The sequence below is a fragment of the Paenibacillus sp. FSL H3-0302 genome (assembly GCF_037982245.1).
GTDB lineage: Bacteria > Bacillota > Bacilli > Paenibacillales > Paenibacillaceae > Paenibacillus_AQ > Paenibacillus_AQ odorifer.
In genome coordinates this window covers 5313296-5337852 of sequence record NZ_CP150284.1, presented here as the reverse complement: position 1 = coordinate 5337852, position 24557 = coordinate 5313296, and the positions used below count along the sequence as shown (strand labels likewise).

The following is a 24557-nucleotide window of genomic DNA, read 5'->3' as shown; positions in this document are numbered from 1 at the left end:
CTGAGTTTGCTTGCTGCTTTCGTATTTGATGATTATCCTGTATGATTATCTTATGATGAAGTGGGATTTCACCAATTTTTAGGAGGCAAGCACTCTATGGAGACCGTGTTTAGCAAAATTATTGAGGGTACTATTCCTTCCAAAAAAGTATTTGAGAATGAACGTATTCTTGCATTTTACGACATCGAGCCGGCTGCACCGGTACATGTGTTGATCATTCCCAAGAAGTTCATTGCTTCAATGAATGATGTTACACCTGAGGATCTTCCGCTAATTGCTGAAATCCACAGTGTAGCCCAACAGATCGCCAAAGACCTTGGAATTGCTGAGTCTGGTTATCGTTTAATCAATAATTGCGGACCTGATAGTGGACAAGCTGTGCCTCATCTTCATTATCACCTGCTGGGTGGAGCCAAGCTGGGTGCGCTCACTGGAAACTCAGCTTCGCACGCATAGCATAATCATTTAATGTTGAAGAACTTGCCAGAAAAAAGAATAGCACGAAGGTTGACACGTTATTTCCGTTTGACCTATAATGGAGTTTGATAAACCGTGTTATGCTCTTGGACGGTATGGTCGGAGGGAGGGGAAACCTGTGTCTGAAACGAAAGTTCGCAAAAACGAGACAATTGATGCTGCACTTCGTCGCTTTAAACGTTCCATCGCAAAAGATGGTGTCTTGGCTGAGGTGAAGAAACGCAAACATTACGAAAAGCCGAGCGTTAAGAAAAAGCTGAAGTCTGAGGCTGCTCGTAAGAGAAAGTTTTAGGAGGATTACCCACGCATGAATCTTAGCGAGAGATTGAACGAAGATATGAAGCAAGCGATGAAGAGTAAGGACAAGTTCACGCTCTCCACGATTCGAATGGTTCGTTCTACAATAAAGTATCTTGAAATAGATCTGAAGAGAACATTGGACGACAACGAAGTGCTTGATATCCTTAGTCGTGAAATCAAACAGCGCAAAGATGCCCTCCAAGAATTTGAATCAGCGGGTCGCGACGAGCTTGCCGCGAGTACAAAAGCAGAAATCGAGATTATTATTAAATATCTTCCCGAGCAACTTTCCGAAGAAGAAATTAAAGTAATTGTACAGCAGACCATCCAGGAAACCGGTGCTTCTTCGAAGAGCGAAATGGGGAAGGTCATGAGCGCACTGATGCCTAAGGTCAAAGGTCGCGCTGATGGTAAACTCGTGAACCAGGCGGTTCTGCAATTTCTGCAATAATATAGCACTAGCACCCCTTGCAAAAGGGGTGCTTTTCTATGTTATGAAACGTAAATCCAATTTCAGCGTATTAAGGGTTATGAGTTCTGGGTCAAGCTAAAGAAGGGAGGTAAAATCATTGAGAAGATTACGGAAAATACTGTTAGCTAGCATTCCTGTGGTCCTGCTGTTACTCCTCCTGACACCCTTTGCAACGAATGTAAGCGCTGACGGGGCAGCCCCGAAAACACCGGGGGTTACGAACAGTGAGCTGAAAAAAGGTCCCGTGTTTATTATTCCGGTAGATCAAAAGATTGAACGGGGTTTGCAAAGCTTTTTGGAAAGAGGATTTGAAGAAGCCGCTAATTATGGAGCAGTCCTTATTCTACTAGAGGTCGATACACCTGGAGGGCTGGTGAAATCGGCAGAAGAGATTGGGACGATGGTAAGAGAGAGTGAAATACCAACAGCTGCCTATATTAAAGGTGATGCCGCTTCTGCAGGCAGTTACATAGCACTTAATGCAGGTGCAATAATCATGAAGCCGGGCAGTATGATCGGCTCCGCTTCCTTGGTAGACATGAATGGTCAAAAAGTCGATGATGCCAAAATGATATCCTACTGGAGATCTAAAATGATCGGCGCTGCTGCTCTGAATGATCGTGATCCAGACATTGCTGCTGGAATGGTGGATAATAATTTGGTCGTGGATAAGCCAGAGCTTGGAGTGACTAAGACACAGGGAGAAATCATTGCCTTGTCTAGTGAAGAAGCTTTAAAAGCTGGTTACGCTGATCAAATTACAGATACCCCTGAAGAGGCAATTCAGTGGCTTGGATATACTACAGACGACATCTTTCGCGTAGAGCATACCGGTGCGGAAAAAATGTCGCAATTTCTGACCAATCCGATTATTATGACGATTCTGCTGTTCATTGGGATTACAGGCGTTGTCATTGAACTGATTGTTCCAGGCTTTGGTGCGCCAGGAATTATCGGGACGTTGGCTTTTGTGTTATATTTCTTCGGCAACTATGTTGCAGGATTCGCCGGAGCGGAAACTTGGCTCTTGTTTATCATTGGGCTTGTCATGCTTGTGCTGGAGCTCTTTGTGCCTAGCTTCGGAATATTGGGGCTCCTAGGTTCTGTCAGCCTTGTAGCGGGTGTTGTACGAGCTGCTTACAGCTATAAGCATGCACTGCTCAGTCTAGGTATCTCTTTCGTAGCTGCGACTATAGTTGTAGTAATTGTTGCGGTCATTTTTAAAGAACGAGGGATATGGAACAGATTTATTTTGAAGGAAAGCCTTACTAAAGATCAGGGATTTGTGCCTGTAGAAGAGAAGCTTAGCTTATTAGGCGCTACAGGAACCAGTATTACTCCACTTCGTCCCTCAGGAACAGCTATGATAGGCGGCGAACGAGTGGATGTTGTTACAGAAGGTAGTTTTATTAGTGCTAATGCACCGGTCTCTGTTATTAAAGTAGAGGGCGGACGGATTGTTGTGAAAGAAATCAAGGAATAAGGTAAACACTGGAACCAATAATAGTTCTACAACAAATTTACGGAGGTTATATAGTATGGGTGAAGCATCTTTGATTCCTATTCTGTTCATCGCGGTAGTGGTGATTATTGTATTGAGCGTGTTTTTAAGTTTCTTCCCGGTTATGCTCTGGATTTCAGCATTAGCATCGGGCGTTAGAATCAGTATTATTACGCTGGTGGCGATGAGACTGCGTCGTGTAACCCCAAGTCGTATCGTTAACCCAATGATTAAAGCGACTAAGGCAGGTCTTGGACTGAACATTAATCAACTGGAGAGTCACTATCTCGCAGGTGGTAACGTAGACCGTGTTGTTAATGCGCTTATTGCAGCACAACGTGCAGATATTCCTTTGGAATTTACTCGCGCAGCAGCCATTGATCTTGCAGGTCGTGATGTGCTGCAGGCTGTGCAAATGAGCGTTAACCCTCGTGTAATTGAGACACCGGTTGTTGCGGCTGTTGCTAAGAACGGGATTGAAGTTAAGGTAAAAGCGCGCGTAACTGTTCGTGCCAATATCGACCGCCTCGTGGGTGGTGCGGGTGAAGAAACGATTATTGCCCGTGTTGGTGAAGGGATTGTAACGACAGTAGGTTCGAGTGATTCCCATAAAGATGTCCTTGAGAACCCGGATTTGATTTCGCGGACGGTATTGTCCAAAGGTCTGGACTCAGGTACTGCTTTTGAGATCCTCTCCATTGATATTGCGGATATCGATGTAGGCAAGAACATCGGTGCTTATCTACAAACCGAGCAAGCAGAAGCAGATAAACGCATTGCCCAAGCCAAAGCGGAAGAGCGCAGAGCGATGGCTGTCGCTCACGAGCAAGAGATGAAGGCGCGCGTAGTAGAGATGAAGGCGCTTGTTGTGGAAGCTGAATCTCAGGTGCCTATGGCAATGGCTGAGGCGCTCAGAAATGGCCAAATCGGCGTGATGGATTATATGAATATCAAAAACATCGAGGCAGATACCCAAATGCGGGGCTCTCTCGGCAAAATGAATGATCAGGACGACAATAACCGTCCTAACAATAATAAATAAAAGGGGATGTGAATCTCCATGAGCTGGATCTATATTATTGCGGTTATTATATTCGCGATCGTATCCAATGTGAATAAAGCAACTAAAAACAAGCCCAAAGGAGCTCCTCGCGGGGGAATGCCCACTTTTGGGGGCGGAGAGGATTCTCCGCTCCGCCGGGTAAAGCGCCCGGATATCGATGGAGGGGGCCAAGCGGAGTCTGGCAGTGGATTTCCTGCTCCTGTTAGCACCTCTTCCCGACAGTTGAGGTCAGAGGATAACCGGGAGTATGATGCCTCTCCTGCCTTTCCAGAACCCGCGTATATACCAACTCCAGATTATTCTACTGGAGAAGGAATGTCTTTGGAGCATGCCGATGACGGAGTTGAATTACGCACACAAAGAATGCAAGAAGAGGTACGGCGCCTTCAATCTGCTTTTGACGGGATAGCGGGTGCAGATACCAAAAGATCAAATAAGAATAAGAACACAAACTCACCCTCTGCGGCAGACCAGACACATGGAACAGGGAGTCGGGACGACCTGCGCAATGGTGTAGTCTGGGCAGAGATTCTGGGTCCACCGCGTTCTCGTCAGCCGCATTCCACCCGAAGATAATATTTACGGATCATAGTAACAATCAAGCCTCGGTTTCCTATCTTTACGATAGGTTGCCGGGGCTTTTTTTGCTTTTTTCACACTAGAAGGGTCCTCCTTTGTTACTTCTTCTCATAAAAAAAAGCGTTGCCGCATAAGGTGTACAGAAGGCAGGAAGGGGGAACGTCTACTTATGACCCGTATTGGCCGCAGGCTGCGGGGATGGACAAACGGGGTACTGGATCTACCACAGGACTTATTACAGGAAATGCCCCGGATCACCCTGATCGGCAATAAGGAACTGCATATTGAGAATCATCGCGGCGTGCTGCATTTTTCCTCTGGTCAGCTTAAGCTCGCGTTAGCTAAAGGATCGCTTGAAATCACGGGCGAGGGACTTGTCATCCGAAATATTCTAGGCCAGGAATTGGCTGTAGAAGGCGTTATCGGGGAGATCAGATATAACGAAAGCGAGGAGAGATCATGAAGGAGCCACCTCTGTCATCACTGCGGGGGTTCGTTACACTGCATGTGACGGGACCTCAGGTGGAGCGATTTATTAATTTCATTTCTGAAGCAGGAATCATGATTTGGGATGTGAGGCCCGCTGAGGGCGGCGCTTCCCTTAAGCTGCTTCTGGATGATTTTTATGTCCTCCGGCCGATTTTAAAAAAGACAGGCTGTCGTATGCACGTTACCGGTAGAAGCGGACTTCCATTTCTTATGGCGCGGCTGTGGAAAAGGAAATTTTTTGGCATAGGTATTTTGATGTTTGGAATTACACTTTTTATGTTATCTACGATGGTATGGAGTATTAGAGTCGAAGGGAATGAAAAAATTGCTTCTGAGGATATATTGGCTGCCGCTCGCCAGGAGGGTGTGTATCCTTTTCAGTGGATATGGCGTCTGGAGGAGCCGGACAAGCTCTCTAAGGGGCTGCTGGCCCATTTACCGGGTGTTTCTTGGATAGGGCTGCAACGGACGGGGACGAGCATCAAAATTCAGGTTGTAGAGGCTAAACAGCCCGATATCAAACCTTTGCTTAGCCAACGGCATTTAATTAGCCGAACAGATGCGGTGGTAACAGAAATATATGCGGAGCAGGGCAGACCGGTAGTAGCGCGTAATTCGCGTGTGAAAAAAGGGGATATCCTGATTTCCGGTGCTCTTGGAGACGAAGAAAATGTAGAGTATGTGGTAGCCAAGGGTGAGGTTAAGGGGTTGGTTTGGCATGAGTACAATATCGAGGTTCCGCTTGAAACAACCAATAGCACCTACACTGGGGAGCGTAAGGATCGCACCTATCTCGTGTTGGGGAAATGGGCTATTCAGCTGTGGGGTTATGGCAAATCCTCCTTTGAGAATTCAAAGACGCTCACAGAGCATGATCCGCTATCTTGGCGCTCTATTGAGCTGCCGCTGGGCCTGATGACTGAGAAAGAAATGGAGATCAATGAAACAAAGGATACGATAACTCCAGAAGCTGGAGTAGCGAGGGGAATTGAGCGGGCGAAGAATGATATTTTAGCTCGATATGGTGTTGATAGCGTCATCAAAAGTCAAAAAGTTTTGCATGAGAAGAAAGAGAATGGTAAAGTTTATATGAAAGTGATCTTTGAAGTAGAAGAAAAAATTTCCGAAGAACTGCCAATAGTAAACAATTGAGGAGAATGAGGCTACTTGTCAGAACAGACTGCAAGCATTCGTATATCTTTGCAAAATGCGGGAGAAGCGCAATCGCTGTTTGGCCCGCAGGATGGATTCTTAAAAATCATCGAGAGTGAAATTCCCGCCATTATTGATTCGCGTGAAGCAGAGCTAACGATTCGTGGAGCTGAGCGGGAAGTAGACATGCTGGGGCAATTGTTTAATGTGCTACTGTCCCTCATTCGGAGCGGTTACATACTTACTGAACGTGATGTGCAGTACGCTGTGGAACTGGCGAAAGATTTTCGTGCTGATCAATTGCTCGATTTGTTCAAAGGAGAAATTACTACAACTTTTCGCGGAAAGCCTATCCGTGTCAAAACGGTCGGCCAGAAGCATTATGTGACAACGATCAAGAAGCGTGATATTGTATTCGGAATCGGTCCTGCAGGAACGGGGAAGACCTACTTGGCAGTGGTGCTTGCAGTTACGGCACTGAAAGAAGGTTCGGTTAAGCGTATTGTTCTTACGCGTCCCGCAGTAGAAGCAGGAGAGAGTCTAGGATTCCTTCCAGGGGATTTGCAAGAAAAGGTAGATCCATATCTGCGTCCGCTTTATGATGCATTATACGACGTTATGGGGCCCGATCAGGTGGCTAAGGCACTTGAACGGGGATTGATTGAGATTGCTCCGCTGGCTTATATGCGCGGACGTACATTGGATGATTCATTTATCATCTTGGATGAAGCGCAGAATACAACACCTGAGCAAATGAAAATGTTCCTGACTCGACTCGGCTTCGGGTCCAAAATGGTGATTACAGGTGACGTTACCCAGATTGACCTGCCCCGCGGCAAGAAATCCGGTTTGATTGAAGCCAAAGCGATTTTATCCGGCATAGAAGAACTTGGCTTTGTCTACTTCGCGGAACAGGATGTAGTACGGCATTCCCTGGTGCAGAAAATTATCGTTGCCTATGACCGCTCTGCCGAAAACCTCCAATAAAGGGGATTGTCTTCATGGCTTCAAAGCAACCATCTAAATTAAGCGGATTTGTATATACGAACAACGGATGGAAGTATAGCGCAGTGACACGCTATGCTCTTTTCCTGTTACTCGGACTAGTGTTCTACTTCAGCTTGTCGCCAGAATTGCTACCTAAGAAATATGATATTAAAGAGAATACTTACAGTGCAAAGGAAATAACGGCACCGAAACAAATTAAGGACACCAAAGCTACGTTAAAAGCGGCTGAGGAAGCGGCCGAAAGCGTATCTCCCAAGTACAAAATTATCCCGATGAGGGCAGACAACCTAGTGACCTCGCTGCTGGACCGGATAGATCGCCTCAATCAGGATGATCTGATCTCGCAAAGCGATAAGACGGGGATTTATCGTGATGAAATCCCGCAGAGAGCCAGCGATTTCATCTTGAATTTCGTAGCTTCCAATCGGGGCAGCGCTACATATTCAGATCACCTCTTGGATGAAATGCAATCTGTCATCAAAGAGCAGACCTATGTCATTCCGGAAGAGACTTACATTAAGATTCCGCGCCTGACCTCTCAGGACATTATCGAGATGAAGCCTGTCGCCCGAGATATTGTGACTAGGCTGATGAATGATCAGATTACGGATGCGCAGACCGCTCGCGCCAAGGTAGCGGAACAGGTCAGTATTAGTTCTCTAAGCCAGCGTACAGCGCGTGAGGTTGTTCAGGAGCTTGTGCGTCTTGTGATCACAAGTAACAAGTTCTACGATGAGGATGCTACCAAGGAAGCAAAGGTACAAGCCCGGGAGAACACACCTGATGTATTCATTGAGCAAGGGGACACGCTTGTTGCTAAGGGGCAGCTAATTACTCCAGAGCTCTACACTCTTTTGGATGAGAATGGACTACTAAGCAATGAGGTGAATTACTGGCCACAGTTAGGCCTATTGATTCTCTCTGCGATGCTCTCCGTCGGTTTGCTTGCGTTCATTCGTTATTCAGGCGGCACCTCAGGCTTTAAGTACAACAATTCTCAGCTATTGATGCTGGTGCTTGTATTTGTTATAACTATTATCTCTATGCGGCTGGCCGCTGTTTTGCAGACCGATGTCCGATCTTATATCGGATTCCTGGCACCGGTGGCGATTGGCGCAATGTTAATTGCAATGCTTCTGGACATGCCTTTGGCCTATTTCTGCTCCATTCTATTCAGTGTACTGGCGAGTGTTATTTTGAATGTGCAGCAGAACTCAATCTTTGATTTTAACTTTGGTTTCTTTGCTATCGTGGTTTCGTACGTGGCTATCTTTGCGACTCACCGTGCGGGTCAACGCTCCACGCTCCTTAAAGGCGGGATTATGGTATCGCTTTTTGGCTGTCTGACAGTCTTTATGCAGATACTGTTAGGTGGAGGAGCATGGAAAGAGGTAGGTACCTTGTATTCGGTTGGTTTTGCTTTTGCAGGGGGACTATTGACGGCTGTACTTGTGATTGGGCTAATGCCTTTTTTCGAGGCAACCTTTGGTATTCTATCGGCATTGAAGCTGGTAGAATTGTCTAATCCAAACCACCCGCTGCTGCGCAAACTGCTTACCGAAACGCCGGGAACCTATCACCATAGTGTAATGGTAGGTAACCTGTCAGAAGCTGCCGCGGAAGCGATTGGAGCAGATGGGCTATTGTGCCGGGTTGGATCGTATTATCATGATATTGGCAAAACAAAACGTCCGTTTTATTTTATCGAGAATCAAAATAATATGGAAAATCCACATGACTCTATTGAACCGAAGCTTAGTAAATCTATCATCGTTGCCCACGCCCGTGACGGGGTGGAAATGCAACGAGAATATAAGCTGCCAAAACCAATCCGTGATATTGCGGAGCAGCATCATGGAACAACGTTCCTGCATTATTTTTACCATAAGGCACTGAAGCTGGCGGAAGAAAAAGGTGTCGAGCCTGATTTTACCGAGGAAGATTTCCGTTACCCTGGACCGAAAGCCCAGTCGAAGGAAGCGGCTGTAGTGGGAATTGCCGACAGTGTCGAGGCTGCAGTGAGATCATTGCGTAAGCCAACTGTTCTGCAGGTGGAAACGATGATTGAGAAGATTATTAAAAGTCGACTGGATGATCATCAGTTTGACGAATGTGATTTGACGATTAAAGAATTGGATATTATTGCACGGACTCTGAAGGAGACGGTTATGGGAATTTTCCACTCACGGATCGAATATCCAGAAGATGTGCGTAAGCCGAAAAAAGAGGAAGGGGCACCTAACCCATGAGTTTGGAGATCGTTTGGGATAACGAGCAGGAAGAATACGAGATAAAGGACGATCTCATTACGCTGCTGGAGAGCATTTTGCAAAAAGCAGGTGAAGCAGAAGGGATCGATCAGGGCGAGGTAGCTCTTACTTTTGTCGATAACGCTCGTATACATGAGTTGAATATGGAGTATCGGGGAATTGACCGTCCGACGGACGTGCTTTCTTTTGCTATGAATGAAAGCGGAGAGGACGAGCTGGACATTATATACGAGGTAGAGGAAGGCGAGGCGCTGGAAGATGTTCCAGACGTACTTGGGGATATAATCATTTCCGTAACTCGTGCGCAGGAGCAGGCGCTGGAATATGGCCATTCACTGGAACGAGAGCTTGGTTTTCTTTTCGTTCACGGATTTCTGCATTTGTTAGGATATGATCATCAGGATGAAGCTTCAGAAGCAGAGATGATGTCCAAGCAAGAAAAAGTACTATCTCAGGTTGGGTTGACGCGCTAATGGTGAAGAACACGGCGGTAGGGCACAAGAAGTTCTGGCACTCTTTTCGGTTTGCATCGCAAGGCTTAGTGTCGGCATTCAAATCCGAGCTTAACATGAAGGTGCATTGCTGTTTAGCGGTGGTTGTGCTAATAGCCGCTGCCGTGTTCAGACTTCCGCTGGCCAGTTGGATGTTGCTGCTGTTCTCGATCACGCTTGTCCTAACTGCCGAATTGCTCAATACGGCGATTGAAGCGACGGTTGATCTGATCTCGCCAGAGATTCATCCACTGGCTAAGAGAGCAAAAGATACCGCCGCAGGAGCTGTGCTTCTCACGGCGGTGTTTGCTGTCTTAGTCGGGATCTATGTTTTTTATCACCCTGTGATGGACTGGATTAGCGGACTTATGTCATAATCAGGATACAAAATCAATTCAGGGGAGAGGCGGACCCGCGTTTTGCGATTCCGCCTCTTTCGTTACTGAATAATTTGAAGTGAGTTATGTACCCGAATATATCTCATGAAGTACACTGATAAAATTTAGCGCACGCTGAAAAAATAACGATAAACGAAACTAATTAGATGTTTACGAAGTGTGTTTTGTGCGAAGAAAAATCAATGAAGTCAATACTCACAAAACTTTAGGAGGTCAAAATATGGATTCTACTCTTCTTATGCAAGAGGCGATTAAAGCACGAGCAAAAGCTTACATTCCATATTCCCGATTCGGAGTGGGAGCTGCCCTTCTTGATCAGGATGGTCATATTCACCACGGCTGTAATGTGGAAAATGCTGCTTTTGGGCCAACCAACTGTGCGGAACGGACAGCACTATTCCGTGCGATTGCGGATGGACACGCTGTTGGTTCTTTTAAAGCAATTGCCGTAGTAGCTGACTCTGACGGCCCCGTTTCACCTTGCGGTGTGTGCCGGCAAGTAATGATTGAGTTGTGTTCGCCGGATATGAAGGTTATTCTTGGGAACATGAAGGGTGATATCGTTGAGACTACGGTGGGAGAATTGCTTCCAGGCGCTTTTGGTCCCGTAGATCTGAAGCAAGGACAAGCTCCAGAATAAAATGAGATTTTGATTTAATGCCTGTGCCTGTTTAAGGGCAAATCAGGCATAGTTAGACGAAGGTTGCTACTTTAATTGCACAATGTACAGTTAAATTGCTACTCTTTCGCGACAAAAATGAATTTAGTTGCAGATAGTACAATTAAATTTATGATAAAGCCCATATTTGGCTCTTAAGACAGGATTTAATTGCACAAAATACAACTAAAACACCAAAAACATAAACTCAACCTAAAATTAGTTGTACAAAGTACAATTAAAAGTGTTCTAGTTCTACCAAGTTAGGCTAAACTGGTGCAAACTATGTGTTTTTAGAGTAACATTACGAGGTAAGCGCCACGGCAAAAGCCGCCAGCGATACTTTGCACATCGTAACTTGAACCCTGACCGTAAGCTGCATCTCAGTAATCTTTATCTATGGTGAGCTTAATGCGAACCGTGTTAATAAGTGACAGTGTAGCGTGTTCCCAACAGGGCACAAAAGCGCTCCTGCACGACCGTCCCTCTAATCCTGCCGAACGTTGCAGGTGCTCCTATTTCCGGGTGTCCAGAGGACCGGGACCCGTGGAGTCCCCTTGGGTAAGGGGGATTTAGGGGCAGCGAAAAAGCTTTTAAAAAAAGATTGAATGATTGAAAAAGATTGAACTAGAAGGTAAGTATGGAAGGAAGATAATATGAAATTCAAATCAGGCTTTGTCGCAATTATCGGCAGACCAAACGTAGGTAAATCAACACTCATGAACCAGGTCATTGGCCAGAAGATTGCTATTATGTCGGATAAGCCACAAACAACCAGAAACAAAATCCATGGTGTTTACACAACAAACACTTCACAAATCGTATTCCTGGATACACCGGGGATTCATAAAAGACAGTCCAAGCTAGGCGACTACATGAACCAGACTGCAATGAGTACACTGGGTGAAGTAGAAGCAGTGTTATTCCTTGTGGATGCGTCAGAGGGCTTGGGCGGTGGAGACCGTTACATTGCCGAGCAATTAAATGGTCTGAAGACACCGGTGATTCTAGTGCTCAACAAGATCGATAAAATAGAGCCGGAAGCTCTGCTCCCGCTTATGGCTCAATATAACAAGCTGCATGATTTTGCCGAAATTATTCCGATTTCTGCGAAGATGGGCAGCAATGTTAACACGCTGTTAGAGCAGGTTGCCAAGTACTTGCCGGAAGGCCCTCAGTATTATCCGGAAGATCAAATCACGGATCACCCCGAGCAATTTGTCTGCGCGGAATTAATCCGGGAGAAAATTCTGCATTTGACTCGTGAAGAAGTGCCGCACTCTATTGCTGTAGCCATCGAAGATATGAAGGTTGAGCCTAATGGAGTGGTGCATGTTTCAGCTGTTATTTTTGTTGAGCGTGATTCGCAAAAGGGAATTATTATCGGCAAGCAAGGGGCAATGCTGAAAGAGGTCGGCAGACGGGCTCGGACAGATATTGAGAACCTGCTGGGTTCGAAGATTTTTCTGGAGCTATGGGTAAAAGTGAAAAAAGATTGGCGCAATCAGGACCGCGTTCTGCGGGATTTGGGCTTCCATAAAGACCTTTAAGTTAATTCCGTTATTCCTCGTTTGGTAGGAATTGCAAGGATAGAACCTGCTCCATCGCACCATCCTAATTCTTGATAAGAGACATCGTCTTTCCCAAGAAAGGATGAATACGAATGCGAAACTTTTCGTGGAAGTATTTTGCAATGACAGGAGACGTCGATGCTTACCTGCTGTATAAGGAAGCTGGCCATCCGCTTGAAGATAGTGGATTACAGCTAGTGGAGGAAGAGAAGGCCTGTGATGAAGAAGCGCAATAAGGACTGGTTGCTTGCCGAATGGTTGGGGGAAGAGGCATGCTACACAGGGTGGAAGGGATCGTCATCCGCAGCATGGACTACGGCGAGGGGAACGCAATTATTACGCTTTGCACCGAGAACGCGGGAAAAGTAGGGGTTCTGGTGCGTGGCGCAAAGAAGGTCAAAAGCCGCCATGCTGCATTGATCCAACTGTTCACCGTTGGGGAATTTGTTTTTTTTAGAAATAATGGAGGACTTGGGACACTGAATTCTGGCGAAATTACGAAGTCGCACCATCCGCTGCGTGAGGATTTGATCAAAGCTGCTTATGCGTCTTATGCGTGTGAACTGCTTGATCGTGTTCTGCATGATGAGGAAACGGGAAGCTTCTGGTTTCGCCAGCTTACGGCCTGTCTTAATGCACTTGAAGAGGACAAGGAACCCGGCGTTATCATAAATGTCTTTGAAATGAAAATCTTACAGGCAGCCGGTTATGGTCCTGAATTCGATTCTTGTGTAATTTGTGGTGCCGAGAAGCCGGATGATCAACTGCTGGTCAGCCCTCGCCTTGGTGGAGCACTGTGCCGCAGTTGTAAACATAATGACCCTCCAGCCATGGAGGTCTCTGCTCGTGCGTTGAAGCTGCTGCGATTATTCGCCAGACTTGATCTGACTAGACTAGGCAATGTGGATGTAAAGGAAAGCAGCCGGGATGAGCTGAAAAAAATTATGCGGGCCTTTATGGATGTGCAACTCGGATTAAAGCTGAAGTCACAAAGTTTCCTAGACCAGCTCGACAAGTACAAGATTTGACGAAAGCTGATTTTTCCGTTACTATAGGCTCAGTTTATTATATGATCGTCGTTATGCTCCAAATGGGGAGAGGCGTGCATTGATCGGGAAAGTAGTGGACTGTATTGTCGTTATTCAGCGAGCTGGGGGCAGTGGAAGCCTAGCGGGACAACGTTCATGAACATGGCACCCGGGAGTACGAATGCGGCGAATGAAAGTGGATTTCGTTCTTGTTTTGGCAGCAAACTTGCTTATACAAGGTATGAAATCAAGTAGGGTGGAACCGCGGGAGAATAAGTTAAGCTCTCGTCCCTATGTCTGTTAATCAGGCATGGGGGCGGGGGCTTTTTGTTGCTGTCAGAAGCTAAAAGTGCCGCCTCCATGGTAGAAAGTTTTAGGCAAGCTGTTGTGAAAAACTTGTAAAGTGAAGGAGACGGTATTATGAACTTCCAGCAGATGATTTTGACACTGCAACAGTTCTGGGCTGAACAGAACTGTATCATCGTACAGCCTTATGACACAGAAAAAGGCGCCGGCACGATGAACCCAATGACTTTTTTACGCTCGCTAGGTCCTGAGCCTTGGAGAGTGGCTTACGTAGAGCCTTCACGTCGTCCCTCCGATGGTCGTTACGGAGAGAACCCGAACCGTCTATATCAGCATCACCAATTCCAAGTAATCATCAAACCCTCACCAGATAACATTCAAGAGATCTATTTGGATAGCTTGAAAGCACTCGGTATTGATCCGCTCTTGCATGACATCCGTTTTGTAGAGGATAACTGGGAGAATCCGTCACTGGGCTGTGCGGGTCTGGGATGGGAAGTATGGCTGGACGGTATGGAGATCACTCAATTTACTTACTTCCAGCAGGTAGGTGGCATCGAAGCTAACCCTGTTGCTGTAGAAATCACTTACGGGATGGAGCGCTTAGCCTCTTACATTCAGGATAAAGAAAATGTGTTCGATCTTGAATGGGTAAGCGGTATGACTTATGGTGATGTTTTTCATCAGCCGGAGTTCGAGCATTCTACCTACACTTTTGAAGTATCGGATGTAAAAATGTTATTCTCGCTGTTCAACATGTATGAAGAGGAAGCACGTAGAGCGATGGAGAAACATCTTGTGTTTCCAGCCTACGATTATGTGTTGAAATGCTCACATAGCTTTAATCTACTCGATGCGCGTGGGGCAATTAGTGTAACTGAACGGACTGGATTTATTACCCGAGTGCGTAATCTTGCCCGCTCCGTAGCGGCAACATATCTTGAGGAACGCGAGAAGCTTGGCTTCCCGCTGCTGAAGAAAGAAGGTGCTGACCGTGTCTAAAGATATCCTGTTTGAGATCGGTCTGGAGGAAATTCCTGCACGTTTTATCCGTGCTGCGATGGAACAGCTGCAAGATAGAATGTCCAAGTGGTTGGATTCTGCACGTATAAACCATGCTGGAGTTACTGCATATGCGACGCCACGTCGTCTCGCTGTATTTGTTAAGGACGCGGCTGAGAAGCAAGAGGATATTAGCGAAGAGGTCAAAGGACCTTCACGCAAAATTGCGCTGGATGCTAACGGTGACTGGAGTAAAGCTGCACTAGGATTTGCCCGCAGTCAAGGTGTATCTCCAGAGCAATTTACATTTAAAGAGCTAGCTGGCGTGGAATATATTTATGCCACAAAAAATAGTGCGGGTGTAGAGACTGCTTCTTTGCTCACAGAAGGACTTCTGGGTATTGTAAATGCAATGACTTTCCCGAAGAACATGCGCTGGGGAGCTTACGATTTTAAATTCGTTCGTCCGATTCGCTGGATGGTTGCTCTTTTTGGTAAAGAGATCATAGATTTGGAAATTACGGATGTAAAAGCGGGTAATGTGAGCCGTGGACATCGTTTTCTGGGTACAGAGACTGTAATCTCGGAGCCTGCACAATATGTGGAGAGCATGCGTGCGCAGCATGTACTTGTGGATGTGAAGGAACGGGAAACGCTTATCCTGGATCAAATCAACAAATTGGCTGAAGAGAAAAGCTGGACGATTGCAATTAAAGAAGATCTTTTGGAAGAAGTACTGTTCTTGGTAGAAACACCAACCGTGCTCTTTGGAACCTTTGATCCATCTTTCTTAGAGATTCCTCAGGATGTGCTGATTACCTCGATGCGTGAGCATCAGCGTTATTTCCCTGTTTTTGATGCAGCTGGCAAGCTACTGCCATTCTTTGTAACTGTGCGTAACGGGAATGCAGAATCCTTGGATGTTATCGCTAAGGGAAATGAAAAAGTGCTTCGTGCTCGTCTATCAGATGCCAAATTCTTCTATCAAGAAGATCAAAAGATGAAGATTGACGATGCGTTAGCCAAGCTTGAGAACATTGTTTACCATGAAGATTTGGGCAGCGTAGGGGATAAGGTGCGCCGTATTCGCCAAATCTCTGATCGTCTGGCTGTGAAGCTTGGACTGTCAGCTACTGCTGTGTCCGAAGTAAGTCGCACTGCGGATATTTGTAAATTCGACCTTGTAACACAAATGGTTTATGAATTTCCTGAGCTGCAAGGAACAATGGGTGAAGATTATGCACGTAAAGCAGGCGAGCCTGAAACTGTGGCAAAAGCGATCTTCGAGCATTATCAGCCACGATTTGCAGGAGATGCTGTACCTTCAACAGAAGCAGGTTCAGTTGTCAGCATAGCGGACAAAATCGATACGATTGTTGGCTGCTTCTCCATCGGCATCATTCCGACAGGATCTCAAGATCCATATGCCCTGCGCCGTCAGGCTGCAGGTATTGTCCAAATTGTGCTTGAGCATAAATTGCCAATTACGCTGCGCGAAATTTTTGAAGCGGCGATTGAAATTCATGAAAATTCAGGAAATACGAAACATTCTGGAGATGAATTACGTATAAACCTGTACGAGTTCTTCGGTCTGCGTGTAAAACGTCTTTTATCTGACAATGTACGCTATGATGTTGTGGACGCTGTTACAGCGGCTGGTTTTGACGACGTGGTAGATGTTGTGGGCAGAAGCCGTGCTCTTATGGCTGCTGTGTCCGACCAAGCAGATTTCAAGATTACCGTAGATTCGCTTACTCGTGTCAGTAATTTGGCAAGTAAAGCAACCAGTGAAGTGATTGATCCTGCTTTACTTAAAGAAGATGCTGAATTGCAGCTTTTTAATACATGGCAGGAGCTTCACGCACCTTACCTTGAAGCTATGGCGGCAAAAAATGCCGAAGAAGCACTTCGGATTCTTTCGGGTCTAAAAGACGCCGTTACAACATTTTTTGATTCCGTTATGGTTATGGCGGAGGACGAGCAAGTGCGTGCTAACCGTTTGGCTCTGCTTGCGGGTATTGATGCTGACTCCAAGTCGTTCGCTGATTTTGCGAAGCTTGTCTGGTAATTTTAATCAAGAAAATTTGAATCTTATGGTATAGAATGTTGGTTTGGGGTATAAATATACGGAACGGTGCCAATGCGTCATTTGACATCCGTTCCGTATTTATGCTTAGAAAGAAGGATTTCTTGCGGAGAGGGCGTATATATATTACACGGGAAATTGGTGATGATCATGGAGAAGTCCCAGTCTAGAACGATAGTGGTGGATGGGGATGCTTGTCCGGTCAAAAAAGAGATCGCTGAGGTAGGTCGCACCTTTGGTGTTCCGGTACTTATGGTATCTTCTTATGACCATGCACTGAAAGCTGAAGAGGGTGTAACGGTTGTGCAGGTGGATCGAGGAGATCAGAGTGCCGATCTATATATTGCCAATCATATTACTGCAGGAGATGTGGTATTGACTCAAGATTATGGTCTTGCGGCACTTGCATTAGGTAAACGGTGCAGTGTGCTTTCATTTCGTGGTCAGAAATACGACAATTCCAAGATGGATTTTATGTTGGAGGGAAGACATGCCAGGGCCGTGGAACGAAGACGGGGACATTATTCCAAGGGTCCAAAACCCATAACGGCAGAAGAAAAAACTTATTTTCAACATAAACTGACAAAACTTTTAATACTTTTGCAGGAGAATGTGGAGCAATAGCGAATTATATTTATTTGTTAAGAGATGAAGGTGGTTGAAGTGGCTAGCGGACACGGCAATATTCCGGAAGAGGTTATCGAAAGCGTGCTTGCGCGTCATGATATAGTCGATACAGTCGGTAAGGTTGTTCATTTGTCCAAGCAGGGGAAATATTTATGGGGCCTCTGCCCGTTCCATTCGGAGAAAACCCCTTCCTTTACTGTTACCCCCGACCGGGGAGTATTTCATTGCTTTGGCTGCGGTATGGGTGGAAATGCCATCAAATTTAGGATGGAAATCGAAGGATTAACCTTCCCCGAAGCTGTCAGAATAATGGCTGAAGAAAGTGATATTCCCGTTCCAGAAGGTAAGGGAGGTATGATGTCTCCTCCTGATCCGGAACGCGACCGGTTGATTCAAGCTTATGAATGGTCGGCAAAGTTCTATCATTACTTGCTGAAGAACACGGAACACGGCAAAGCCGCTATGGACTATTTAAGAGGCCGGAACTTCAGTGATAAAATGATTGATCAGTTTCAGATCGGATATGCTCCGGACCGCTGGGATACTTTGCTGCAGTTTTTGGAGAAACGAAATTTTGATCTTGCGGAAATGGAGAAAGGCGGACTTCTGTCAGCCCGCGGTGAGGGCAAAGGCTATTTGGATCGTTTCCGTGGCCGGATTATCTTTCCGATTGCCAACCGTACAGGCAAGGTAATCGCATTCGCCGGAAGAATACTTGGAGAGGGTCAACCTAAGTATTTAAATTCTCCGGAGAGTAGATTGTTTAACAAAAGCCGGATATTGTACAATTTGCACCAGTCCAAAGCATCCATTCGCAAAACTCGACAAATCGTCCTGTTTGAAGGATACGGAGATGTCATCTCATCCTGGGAAGCGGGTGTGCATAACGGCGTAGCAACGATGGGAACGTCCTTGACGGAGGGTCATGTGGCACTGATGAAAAGCCTGGCTGATGAAATTATACTGTCTTACGACGGTGACCGGGCGGGACAAGCAGCAGCCATGAAGGCCATTCCGATGCTTGAAGGCAGCGGCCTGCGTGTAAAGATCGCCTTACTGCCAAGCGGGGTGGATCCGGATGAATTTATCTCCAAGCATGGAGGAGAAAGATTTAAAGATCAGGTTATTGATTCAGCAGTTTCATCCATAAAATTTAAGCTTATATATCTAAAAAAAAACCATATACTCCTAGAGGAAGATGGCAAAATCGCCTATGTCAAGGAAGCCTTAGAAGTTATTGCTTCACTGCATTCCTCAACAGAGCGAGAGGTTTATCTGAAGGAAATCGCTGCTGAACTCGAACTTTCCTATGATAGTTTGAAGCAGGATTGTAATTTACTTAGGGCATCGATGCAAAAAAACATCCCTGAAGGGGATAATAACGACAAAAGGTGGAATAATGGTAGGCATAAAAAAGGGCAGGTGCAGACACCGACCTTACTACCCGCTTATCATGTCGCGGAACGGCGTCTATTGTCCTTTATGATTCAGGACCCGGAAGCCGCCACGTATGTAGGCGAACGCCTCGGAGAAGATTTCAACATCGTTGATCATGCGGCAATTGCTGCTTATCTATATGCCTATTACGCGCAAGGCAAACCACCCGGCATTAGTCGGTTTCTATCATCACTTCAGGATGATCGTCTGGAGAAAACTGCGACATCAATATCCATGATGGATACCCCTCCGGACTGGAATATGCAGGTTCTAGATGATTGTATTCGTGAAGTGCGGAAATACCCACTGCAACGCAAAATGGAACAGAAGCGTGAAGAGATGATTCAGGCTGAAAAGTCAGGTGACTTTTTGCGTGCGGCACAAATAGCAAGTGAGATTATAGCCCTAGAGAGACAATGACATGTTGACAGGATGTACCTAGGGAGGAGGGAGTCGAATTATGGCGAACGATCAGCATACTGAATTGGAAGCAGAATTTACTTTGGATCAGGTTAAGGATCAGCTCATTGAGCAAGGTAAGAAAAGATCATCATTAAATTACAAAGATATTATGGAGAAATTATCGCCGTTTGATCAAGACCCCGAGCAAATGGAGGAGTTCTACGAGCAACTCAGTGATTTGGGAATTGAGGTTGTAAACGAGAACGATGAAGAGGTTAACAGCCTCCGACCAAGTGAGGATAATGAGGATAAAGACAGCGATGATTTCAGCTTTGATGACGATCTGTCGCTGCCACCAGGGATCAAGATTAATGACCCTGTCCGTATGTATCTAAAAGAAATCGGACGCGTTCCTTTGTTGTCGGCTGACGATGAAGTTGAGCTTGCTATGCGGATTAAGAATGGCGATGAAGAAGCTAAACGCCGTCTTGCAGAAGCGAACCTGCGTCTCGTAGTAAGTATCGCGAAACGTTATGTCGGACGCGGTATGCTGTTCCTGGATCTGATTCAGGAAGGTAATATGGGTCTGATCAAAGCAGTAGAGAAATTTGACCATAACAAGGGATTCAAATTTAGTACGTATGCGACTTGGTGGATTCGCCAGGCCATCACTCGTGCGATTGCGGATCAGGCGCGTACCATTCGTATTCCTGTACACATGGTGGAAACGATCAACAAGCTGATTCGGGTTTCTCGCCAATTGCTGCAAGAACTGGGACGCGAACCTTCCCCAGAGGAAATTGCGGCTGAGATGGAACTGACGGTGGAGAAAGTTAGAGAGATCATGAAGATTGCCCAAGAACCTGTATCCTTGGAAACACCAATTGGTGAAGAAGATGACTCTCATCTAGGAGACTTCATTGAGGATCAGGAAGCATTGGCTCCTGCGGATGCAGCGGCTTATGAACTCCTGAAGGAACAACTGGAGGATGTGCTGGACACGCTCACGGAGCGTGAAGAGAATGTACTTCGTCTGCGTTTTGGCCTTGATGATGGACGGACAAGAACGCTTGAAGAAGTCGGCAAGGTGTTTGGTGTTACCCGGGAACGGATCCGCCAGATCGAAGCCAAGGCATTGCGCAAACTTCGTCACCCTAGCCGCAGTAAACGGCTTAAGGATTTCCTTGAATAGTATTTCATGAACTGGACCTTCTGCTGCTCAGTGGCAGGAGGTTCTTTTATTTGAATTTACGCTGGTAAAAAATGTGTTGACCTTGTGTATCTGGAAAGAAGGATGAGCCAGTGAATTTGGAAAAACGCGACATCATTATAAAAGAGATTCAGTATTGGAGAAAAAGCCGGTTGCTGCCAGAGCAGTATTGCGATTTCTTAACCAATCTGTATGACGATGAGGATGCGAATAAGGATAACAATCCAATTTCGCTGAGAAATTTACAGCAAGGAAGCATCAAAATTTGGCTGTTTTCTTTTGGAATTATTTCCTTGATTTTCTTGATTAGTCTTTATTTTAGCGTTTTTCCCTGGCCTTTGCAACTTGCAACCGCACTATCTGTATTAATTATTTGTTATGGATACTCCGCCGTTTATAAGGACCGGAACAATGTTATCAGTCTTATCCTAGCGGGGCTGGGCAGTGTTTTAACGCTTGGTTTTGGGCTATGGCTGATTGATTTGCATGATCTGGATCCTCAGCTCTGGAGGCCTATTCTAATTGGGTGCTGCGGCTTGTTATGGTGTATTTTGGGATTTTTACTCCGGATAGGTTTGTTGCAGTACTGTGGTTTTGCTTTTTGGGCATTACTGTATGCAGGGTTCTTCGGTGGAAGAAGCCCGGAGGCCTCTATATTTGAACTGGAGTTCCTATGGCTGCCATTGTGTGTGCTGATGGTATGGTTAAGCTGGCTTTTGCATCATAAGGTAAGAGGTGTTGCCAGTGTTTATTTTGCAGTGGGAGTATCGCTTTGGATCATGCCAGAGCTTGACGCTCTTTTATTAAGACAGGATTATCCGCAGTGGATTTCATTGATGCTGATCCTAAAGATTGCAGCAGGGTTAGCTTTGTTGTTTGGGTTTCGAAAAAAATGGATAACGTGGGTGGCAACATGAACAATGTGAAATTATCAGATCGGCTTCAGCAATTGCTGGAGCAAATTCCGCAAGGAAGCAGATTAGCAGATATCGGTTCCGATCATGCCTTGCTTCCTGTGGCCGCTGTCGAAAGCGGTAAGGCTGTGTTTGCAATTGCAGGTGAAGTAAACCCGGGTCCCTTTGATGCTGCTTGTAAGGGCGTTGCAGAGGCTGGACTAGGGAAGGTGATCTCGGTGCGCCGTGGAGATGGCCTTGAGGTTCTGGAACCTGGTGAAGTCAATTGTATCACGATTGCTGGCATGGGAGGCGCATTAATTGCCGCGATTCTGGACCGGGGTCAAAGCCAGGGGAAGCTAAAAGAGGTTACAACCCTTTTGCTTCAACCGAATGTAGGCGAGGATATTTTGCGCCGCTGGTTATTAAATAATAAATGGGTACTCGTAGCTGAGAGAATTTTGGAAGAAGACGGGAAGCTATATGAAGTATTGACGGCTGTACCAGAAAATACGGAAGCTGGAATTACAAATGAAAGTGTATATCGTGAATTAACCTTGGGGGATTCCGCTAAAGTCCTTGGGCAAGAGGCCTTGCTTCAAATGGGACCATGGCTGCTTCAAGCGCCAAATGCTGTGTTTTTTGCTAAGTGGCAGGGTGAGATTCAGAAATTGGAAGGCATTTTAACATCGTTGTCACGTTCAGAACTCGAATCTGCTGAGCATAAACGGAAACAGATTCAAGGTCAGATCAGGGAAATTACGGAGGTGCTACAATGTTTGCCAAGGGACAAACAGTAATTCAGTATATGGAGCAACTGGCTCCTAAGCATTTAGCTGAGGATTGGGACAAAATTGGCCTTCAACTGGGCACGCTGCAAAAAGAAATCACTAATGTATTAGTTGCTTTAGATGTGAATGATGAGGTAGTTGAAGAAGCGATTCGTCTAGGCTGCAATTTGATTATTGCGCATCATGCGATTATTTTCCGTCCATTGCAAGGAATCCAGACAGACACACCGGCGGGCAAAATGTATGAAAAATTAATCAAGAATGACATTGCGGTGTACATCAGCCACACGAATCTGGATGTCACCGAAGGTGGAATGAATGATTGGATGGCTGAAGCTCTTGGCATAGAAAACGGAGTACCCATCAAAGACATTCACTCCGAGCAATTATCAAAGCTGGTAGTATTTGTGCCGAAGGATCATCATCAGAAGGTTCTGGATGCTATTCTGAATGCTGGAGCAGGGGCAATTGGCAACTATAGTCATTGCAGCTTCAATATCGAGGGATACGGTACTTTTATTCCAGGAGAAGGCACGGATCCTTATATCGGGGAAAAAGGTAAGATGGAACGTGCCGAGGAAATTCGTATTGAGACGATCGTCCCGCACTCCATCCGCAATAAAGTGGTGCAGGCTATGCTTAAGGCCCATCCTTATGAAGAGGTTGCCTATGATTTGTACTCAATGGATCTTAAAGGCCGCAGCTTAGGACTTGGGCGGGTAGGAAAGCTCAAAGAGCCTACAACCCTTGGACAATTCGTGGAGACGGTAAAAAAAGGCCTGAAGGTAGACCATGTACGGGTTGTTGGTGATTTGGACCGTCCGATTCGTAAAGCTGCCGTTCTCGGCGGCTCGGGTGGAAAGTATTATAACAGTGCTATTTTCCGCGGTGCGGATGTCCTGGTTACTGGGGATCTGGATTATCATACAGTTCAGGATGCTGCGCTCGCCGGAATCACTCTGATTGATCCGGGACATAATGCGGAGAAGATCATGAAAGAGAAAGTAGCGGAGTGGATGGCTGGAAAATTGGCCGAGCATAAGTATGATACAGCTGTGCATGCTTCGCAGGTGAATACGGAGCCATTTAAGTTCCTATAAAATTGCCATTTAATAATGCTTGTGCCAGACATGTGATGTCTGTATAATATATAATGTTGTTCGGAAAGTTTGACAGACAATCGCCGGTGACGTGAAGACGTCACGGGAGGAAAGTCCGGGCTCCATAAGGCAGGATGCTGGATAACGTCCAGTCGGCGCGAGCTGAAGGATAGTGCCACAGAAATGGACCGCCGATGGCCGCCTTAGGGCGGCACAGGCAAGGATGGAACCGAGGTGTAAGAGACCCCGAGGAACGCTGGTGACTTCGTTCCTGGTAAACCCCATCTGGAGCAAGACCTAATGAGACGCAGCTGAATAAGCAGCCTTAGCCTGAGGCGCGTCTAGGTTGGTCGCTGGAGCTGTGCAGTAATGTATGGCCTAGATAGATGATTGTCGCTTATGGTGGGAGGGTAGTTCCCGATCGAACCACGACGAGCACAGAACCCGGCTTACGGCAAACTTTCCTAACTGCAACGTTATAATAACAACACCATACAAACGGCGACGTATCCCGGTAACCCGGCTTACGCCGCCTTTTTTGTTGCAAACAAATGCGGATACGGCAAATATATAAAGCGGTGAATGCGATAACATGCAGGGATTTGGAACGTGATATGCAGAAATTAGACTTTTTAGAAGAATTGCTAGCGGCTGATGGGCTGATGAGCAGATGGCTGGTGGTTGATGAGCAGATGGCTGGTGGTTGATGAGCAGATGGCTGGTGGTTGATGGATGATGGTTGATGGTTGATGGTTGATGGATGATGGTTGATGGATGATGGATGATGGATGATGGATGATGGATGATGGATGATGGATGATGGATGATGGATGATGGATGATGGATGATGGATGATGGTTGATGGATGATGGTTGATGGTTGATGGATGATGGATGATGGTTGATGGTTTGATGAGCTGATATGCTAACGGACCGAGATGCAGCTATTTGTGTATTTTATGCCTTTTTGGAGGAGTTTCGGACTGGAGAGCCGTTATTCGGCATAAATAGGGTGGATATCGGGCGTTTTGGATCGAATAGTGACTATGGGGTCCGATAGCAAACCAAATGAGCGGAATTGATGCAAATAAGAGCGCTGGGGTCCGATACAAACCTCCAGAACTCCAGAACTCAAGAACTCAAGAACTCAAGAACTCCAGAACTCCAGAATTCCAGAACTCCAGAACTCAGAACTCCAGAATTCAGAACTCCCGAACTTCCGAACGCCATGGTTACTTTGACGCCAG

At 46.1% G+C, this 24557-nt stretch carries 24 protein-coding genes and 1 other RNA gene; all 25 read left to right on the top strand.

Translation table 11 applies throughout. The annotated features are described in order from the left end of the window. The first annotated feature begins 96 nt into the window (after positions 1-96). The 25 genes from MHH50_RS23870 to rnpB all read left to right on the top strand — a co-directional run bounded on the left by MHH50_RS23870 (position 97) and on the right by rnpB (position 23778). Complete coding sequence (locus tag MHH50_RS23870; RefSeq protein ID WP_036683863.1) at positions 97-456, top strand: histidine triad nucleotide-binding protein; 360 nt, start codon at positions 97-99, stop codon at positions 454-456. Positions 457-595: 139 nt separating this feature from the next. Then, positions 596-769, top strand: a complete 174-nt coding sequence (rpsU, locus tag MHH50_RS23865) for a 30S ribosomal protein S21 (protein WP_036657994.1) — start codon at positions 596-598, stop codon at positions 767-769. A 15-nt stretch (positions 770-784) separates the two neighbouring features. Beyond that, complete coding sequence (locus tag MHH50_RS23860; RefSeq protein WP_036683862.1) at positions 785-1228, top strand: GatB/YqeY domain-containing protein; 444 nt, start codon at positions 785-787, stop codon at positions 1226-1228. Between the two features lie 118 nt (positions 1229-1346). Then, positions 1347-2732, top strand: a complete 1386-nt coding sequence (locus MHH50_RS23855) for an NfeD family protein (protein WP_076306383.1) — start codon at positions 1347-1349, stop codon at positions 2730-2732. Between the two features lie 55 nt (positions 2733-2787). Continuing rightward, complete coding sequence (gene floA, locus MHH50_RS23850) at positions 2788-3792, top strand: flotillin-like protein FloA (protein ID WP_036683849.1); 1005 nt, start codon at positions 2788-2790, stop codon at positions 3790-3792. 18 nt (positions 3793-3810) lie between these two features. Beyond that, complete coding sequence (locus MHH50_RS23845) at positions 3811-4389, top strand: hypothetical protein (protein WP_340033523.1); 579 nt, start codon at positions 3811-3813, stop codon at positions 4387-4389. 172 nt (positions 4390-4561) lie between these two features. Then, positions 4562-4855, top strand: coding sequence for a sporulation protein YqfC (yqfC, locus tag MHH50_RS23840; protein WP_036683844.1), 294 nt, complete (start codon positions 4562-4564; stop codon positions 4853-4855). Further along, entirely contained in the window at positions 4852-6033 is a 1182-nt protein-coding gene (yqfD, locus tag MHH50_RS23835) for a sporulation protein YqfD (protein ID WP_076128997.1), read from the top strand. The genes yqfC and yqfD overlap by 4 nt, the downstream gene beginning before the upstream one ends. A gap of 15 nt (positions 6034-6048) precedes the next feature. Further along, a complete protein-coding gene (locus MHH50_RS23830; RefSeq protein ID WP_036683834.1) occupies positions 6049-7020 on the top strand; it encodes a PhoH family protein in 972 nt (323 codons plus the stop codon). A gap of 14 nt (positions 7021-7034) precedes the next feature. Further along, positions 7035-9290 (top strand): HDIG domain-containing metalloprotein, encoded by a 2256-nt coding sequence (locus tag MHH50_RS23825; RefSeq protein ID WP_076185262.1) that lies wholly within the window; start codon positions 7035-7037, stop codon positions 9288-9290. Beyond that, complete coding sequence (gene ybeY, locus MHH50_RS23820; protein ID WP_076306385.1) at positions 9287-9784, top strand: rRNA maturation RNase YbeY; 498 nt, start codon at positions 9287-9289, stop codon at positions 9782-9784. Before MHH50_RS23825 ends, ybeY begins: the two co-directional genes overlap by 4 nt. After that, the gene (locus tag MHH50_RS23815; RefSeq protein WP_076129003.1) at positions 9784-10179 is read left to right on the top strand and encodes a diacylglycerol kinase family protein; all 396 of its coding nucleotides are present in this window, start codon (positions 9784-9786) and stop codon (positions 10177-10179) included. Before ybeY ends, MHH50_RS23815 begins: the two co-directional genes overlap by 1 nt. A 241-nt stretch (positions 10180-10420) precedes the next feature. Beyond that, positions 10421-10840 carry a cytidine deaminase gene (locus MHH50_RS23810; protein WP_076129005.1) on the top strand — a complete coding sequence of 140 codons (420 nt, stop codon included), beginning with the start codon at positions 10421-10423 and terminating at the stop codon, positions 10838-10840. A 674-nt stretch (positions 10841-11514) separates the two neighbouring features. Beyond that, the gene (era, locus tag MHH50_RS23805; RefSeq protein ID WP_036683823.1) at positions 11515-12408 is read left to right on the top strand and encodes a GTPase Era; all 894 of its coding nucleotides are present in this window, start codon (positions 11515-11517) and stop codon (positions 12406-12408) included. Positions 12409-12521: 113 nt separating this feature from the next. Further along, complete coding sequence (locus MHH50_RS23800; RefSeq protein ID WP_076098533.1) at positions 12522-12665, top strand: YqzL family protein; 144 nt, start codon at positions 12522-12524, stop codon at positions 12663-12665. A 36-nt stretch (positions 12666-12701) separates the two neighbouring features. Then, positions 12702-13457 (top strand): DNA repair protein RecO, encoded by a 756-nt coding sequence (gene recO / locus MHH50_RS23795; protein ID WP_036683821.1) that lies wholly within the window; start codon positions 12702-12704, stop codon positions 13455-13457. 420 nt (positions 13458-13877) lie between these two features. Further along, a complete protein-coding gene (glyQ, locus tag MHH50_RS23790; protein WP_036683820.1) occupies positions 13878-14765 on the top strand; it encodes a glycine--tRNA ligase subunit alpha in 888 nt (295 codons plus the stop codon). Next, positions 14758-16833, top strand: a complete 2076-nt coding sequence (gene glyS / locus MHH50_RS23785) for a glycine--tRNA ligase subunit beta (RefSeq protein WP_076129007.1) — start codon at positions 14758-14760, stop codon at positions 16831-16833. Before glyQ ends, glyS begins: the two co-directional genes overlap by 8 nt. 162 nt (positions 16834-16995) lie before the next feature. After that, the gene (locus tag MHH50_RS23780; RefSeq protein WP_076306386.1) at positions 16996-17475 is read left to right on the top strand and encodes a DUF188 domain-containing protein; all 480 of its coding nucleotides are present in this window, start codon (positions 16996-16998) and stop codon (positions 17473-17475) included. A gap of 24 nt (positions 17476-17499) precedes the next feature. Next, complete coding sequence (dnaG, locus tag MHH50_RS23775) at positions 17500-19335, top strand: DNA primase (RefSeq protein ID WP_232061436.1); 1836 nt, start codon at positions 17500-17502, stop codon at positions 19333-19335. Between the two features lie 40 nt (positions 19336-19375). Next, the gene (gene rpoD, locus MHH50_RS23770; RefSeq protein WP_036683799.1) at positions 19376-20509 is read left to right on the top strand and encodes an RNA polymerase sigma factor RpoD; all 1134 of its coding nucleotides are present in this window, start codon (positions 19376-19378) and stop codon (positions 20507-20509) included. A gap of 110 nt (positions 20510-20619) precedes the next feature. Further along, complete coding sequence (locus tag MHH50_RS23765; protein ID WP_036683797.1) at positions 20620-21444, top strand: hypothetical protein; 825 nt, start codon at positions 20620-20622, stop codon at positions 21442-21444. A gap of 5 nt (positions 21445-21449) precedes the next feature. Further along, on the top strand, positions 21450-22220 hold the full coding sequence (locus tag MHH50_RS23760; RefSeq protein WP_076192145.1) for a class I SAM-dependent methyltransferase: 771 nt from the start codon (positions 21450-21452) through the stop codon (positions 22218-22220). Next, positions 22196-23311, top strand: a complete 1116-nt coding sequence (locus MHH50_RS23755) for a Nif3-like dinuclear metal center hexameric protein (protein WP_076098536.1) — start codon at positions 22196-22198, stop codon at positions 23309-23311. The genes MHH50_RS23760 and MHH50_RS23755 overlap by 25 nt, the downstream gene beginning before the upstream one ends. A 64-nt stretch (positions 23312-23375) precedes the next feature. Beyond that, positions 23376-23778, top strand: an RNA gene (gene rnpB / locus MHH50_RS23750) — RNase P RNA component class A. Positions 23779-24557 lie beyond the last annotated feature (779 nt).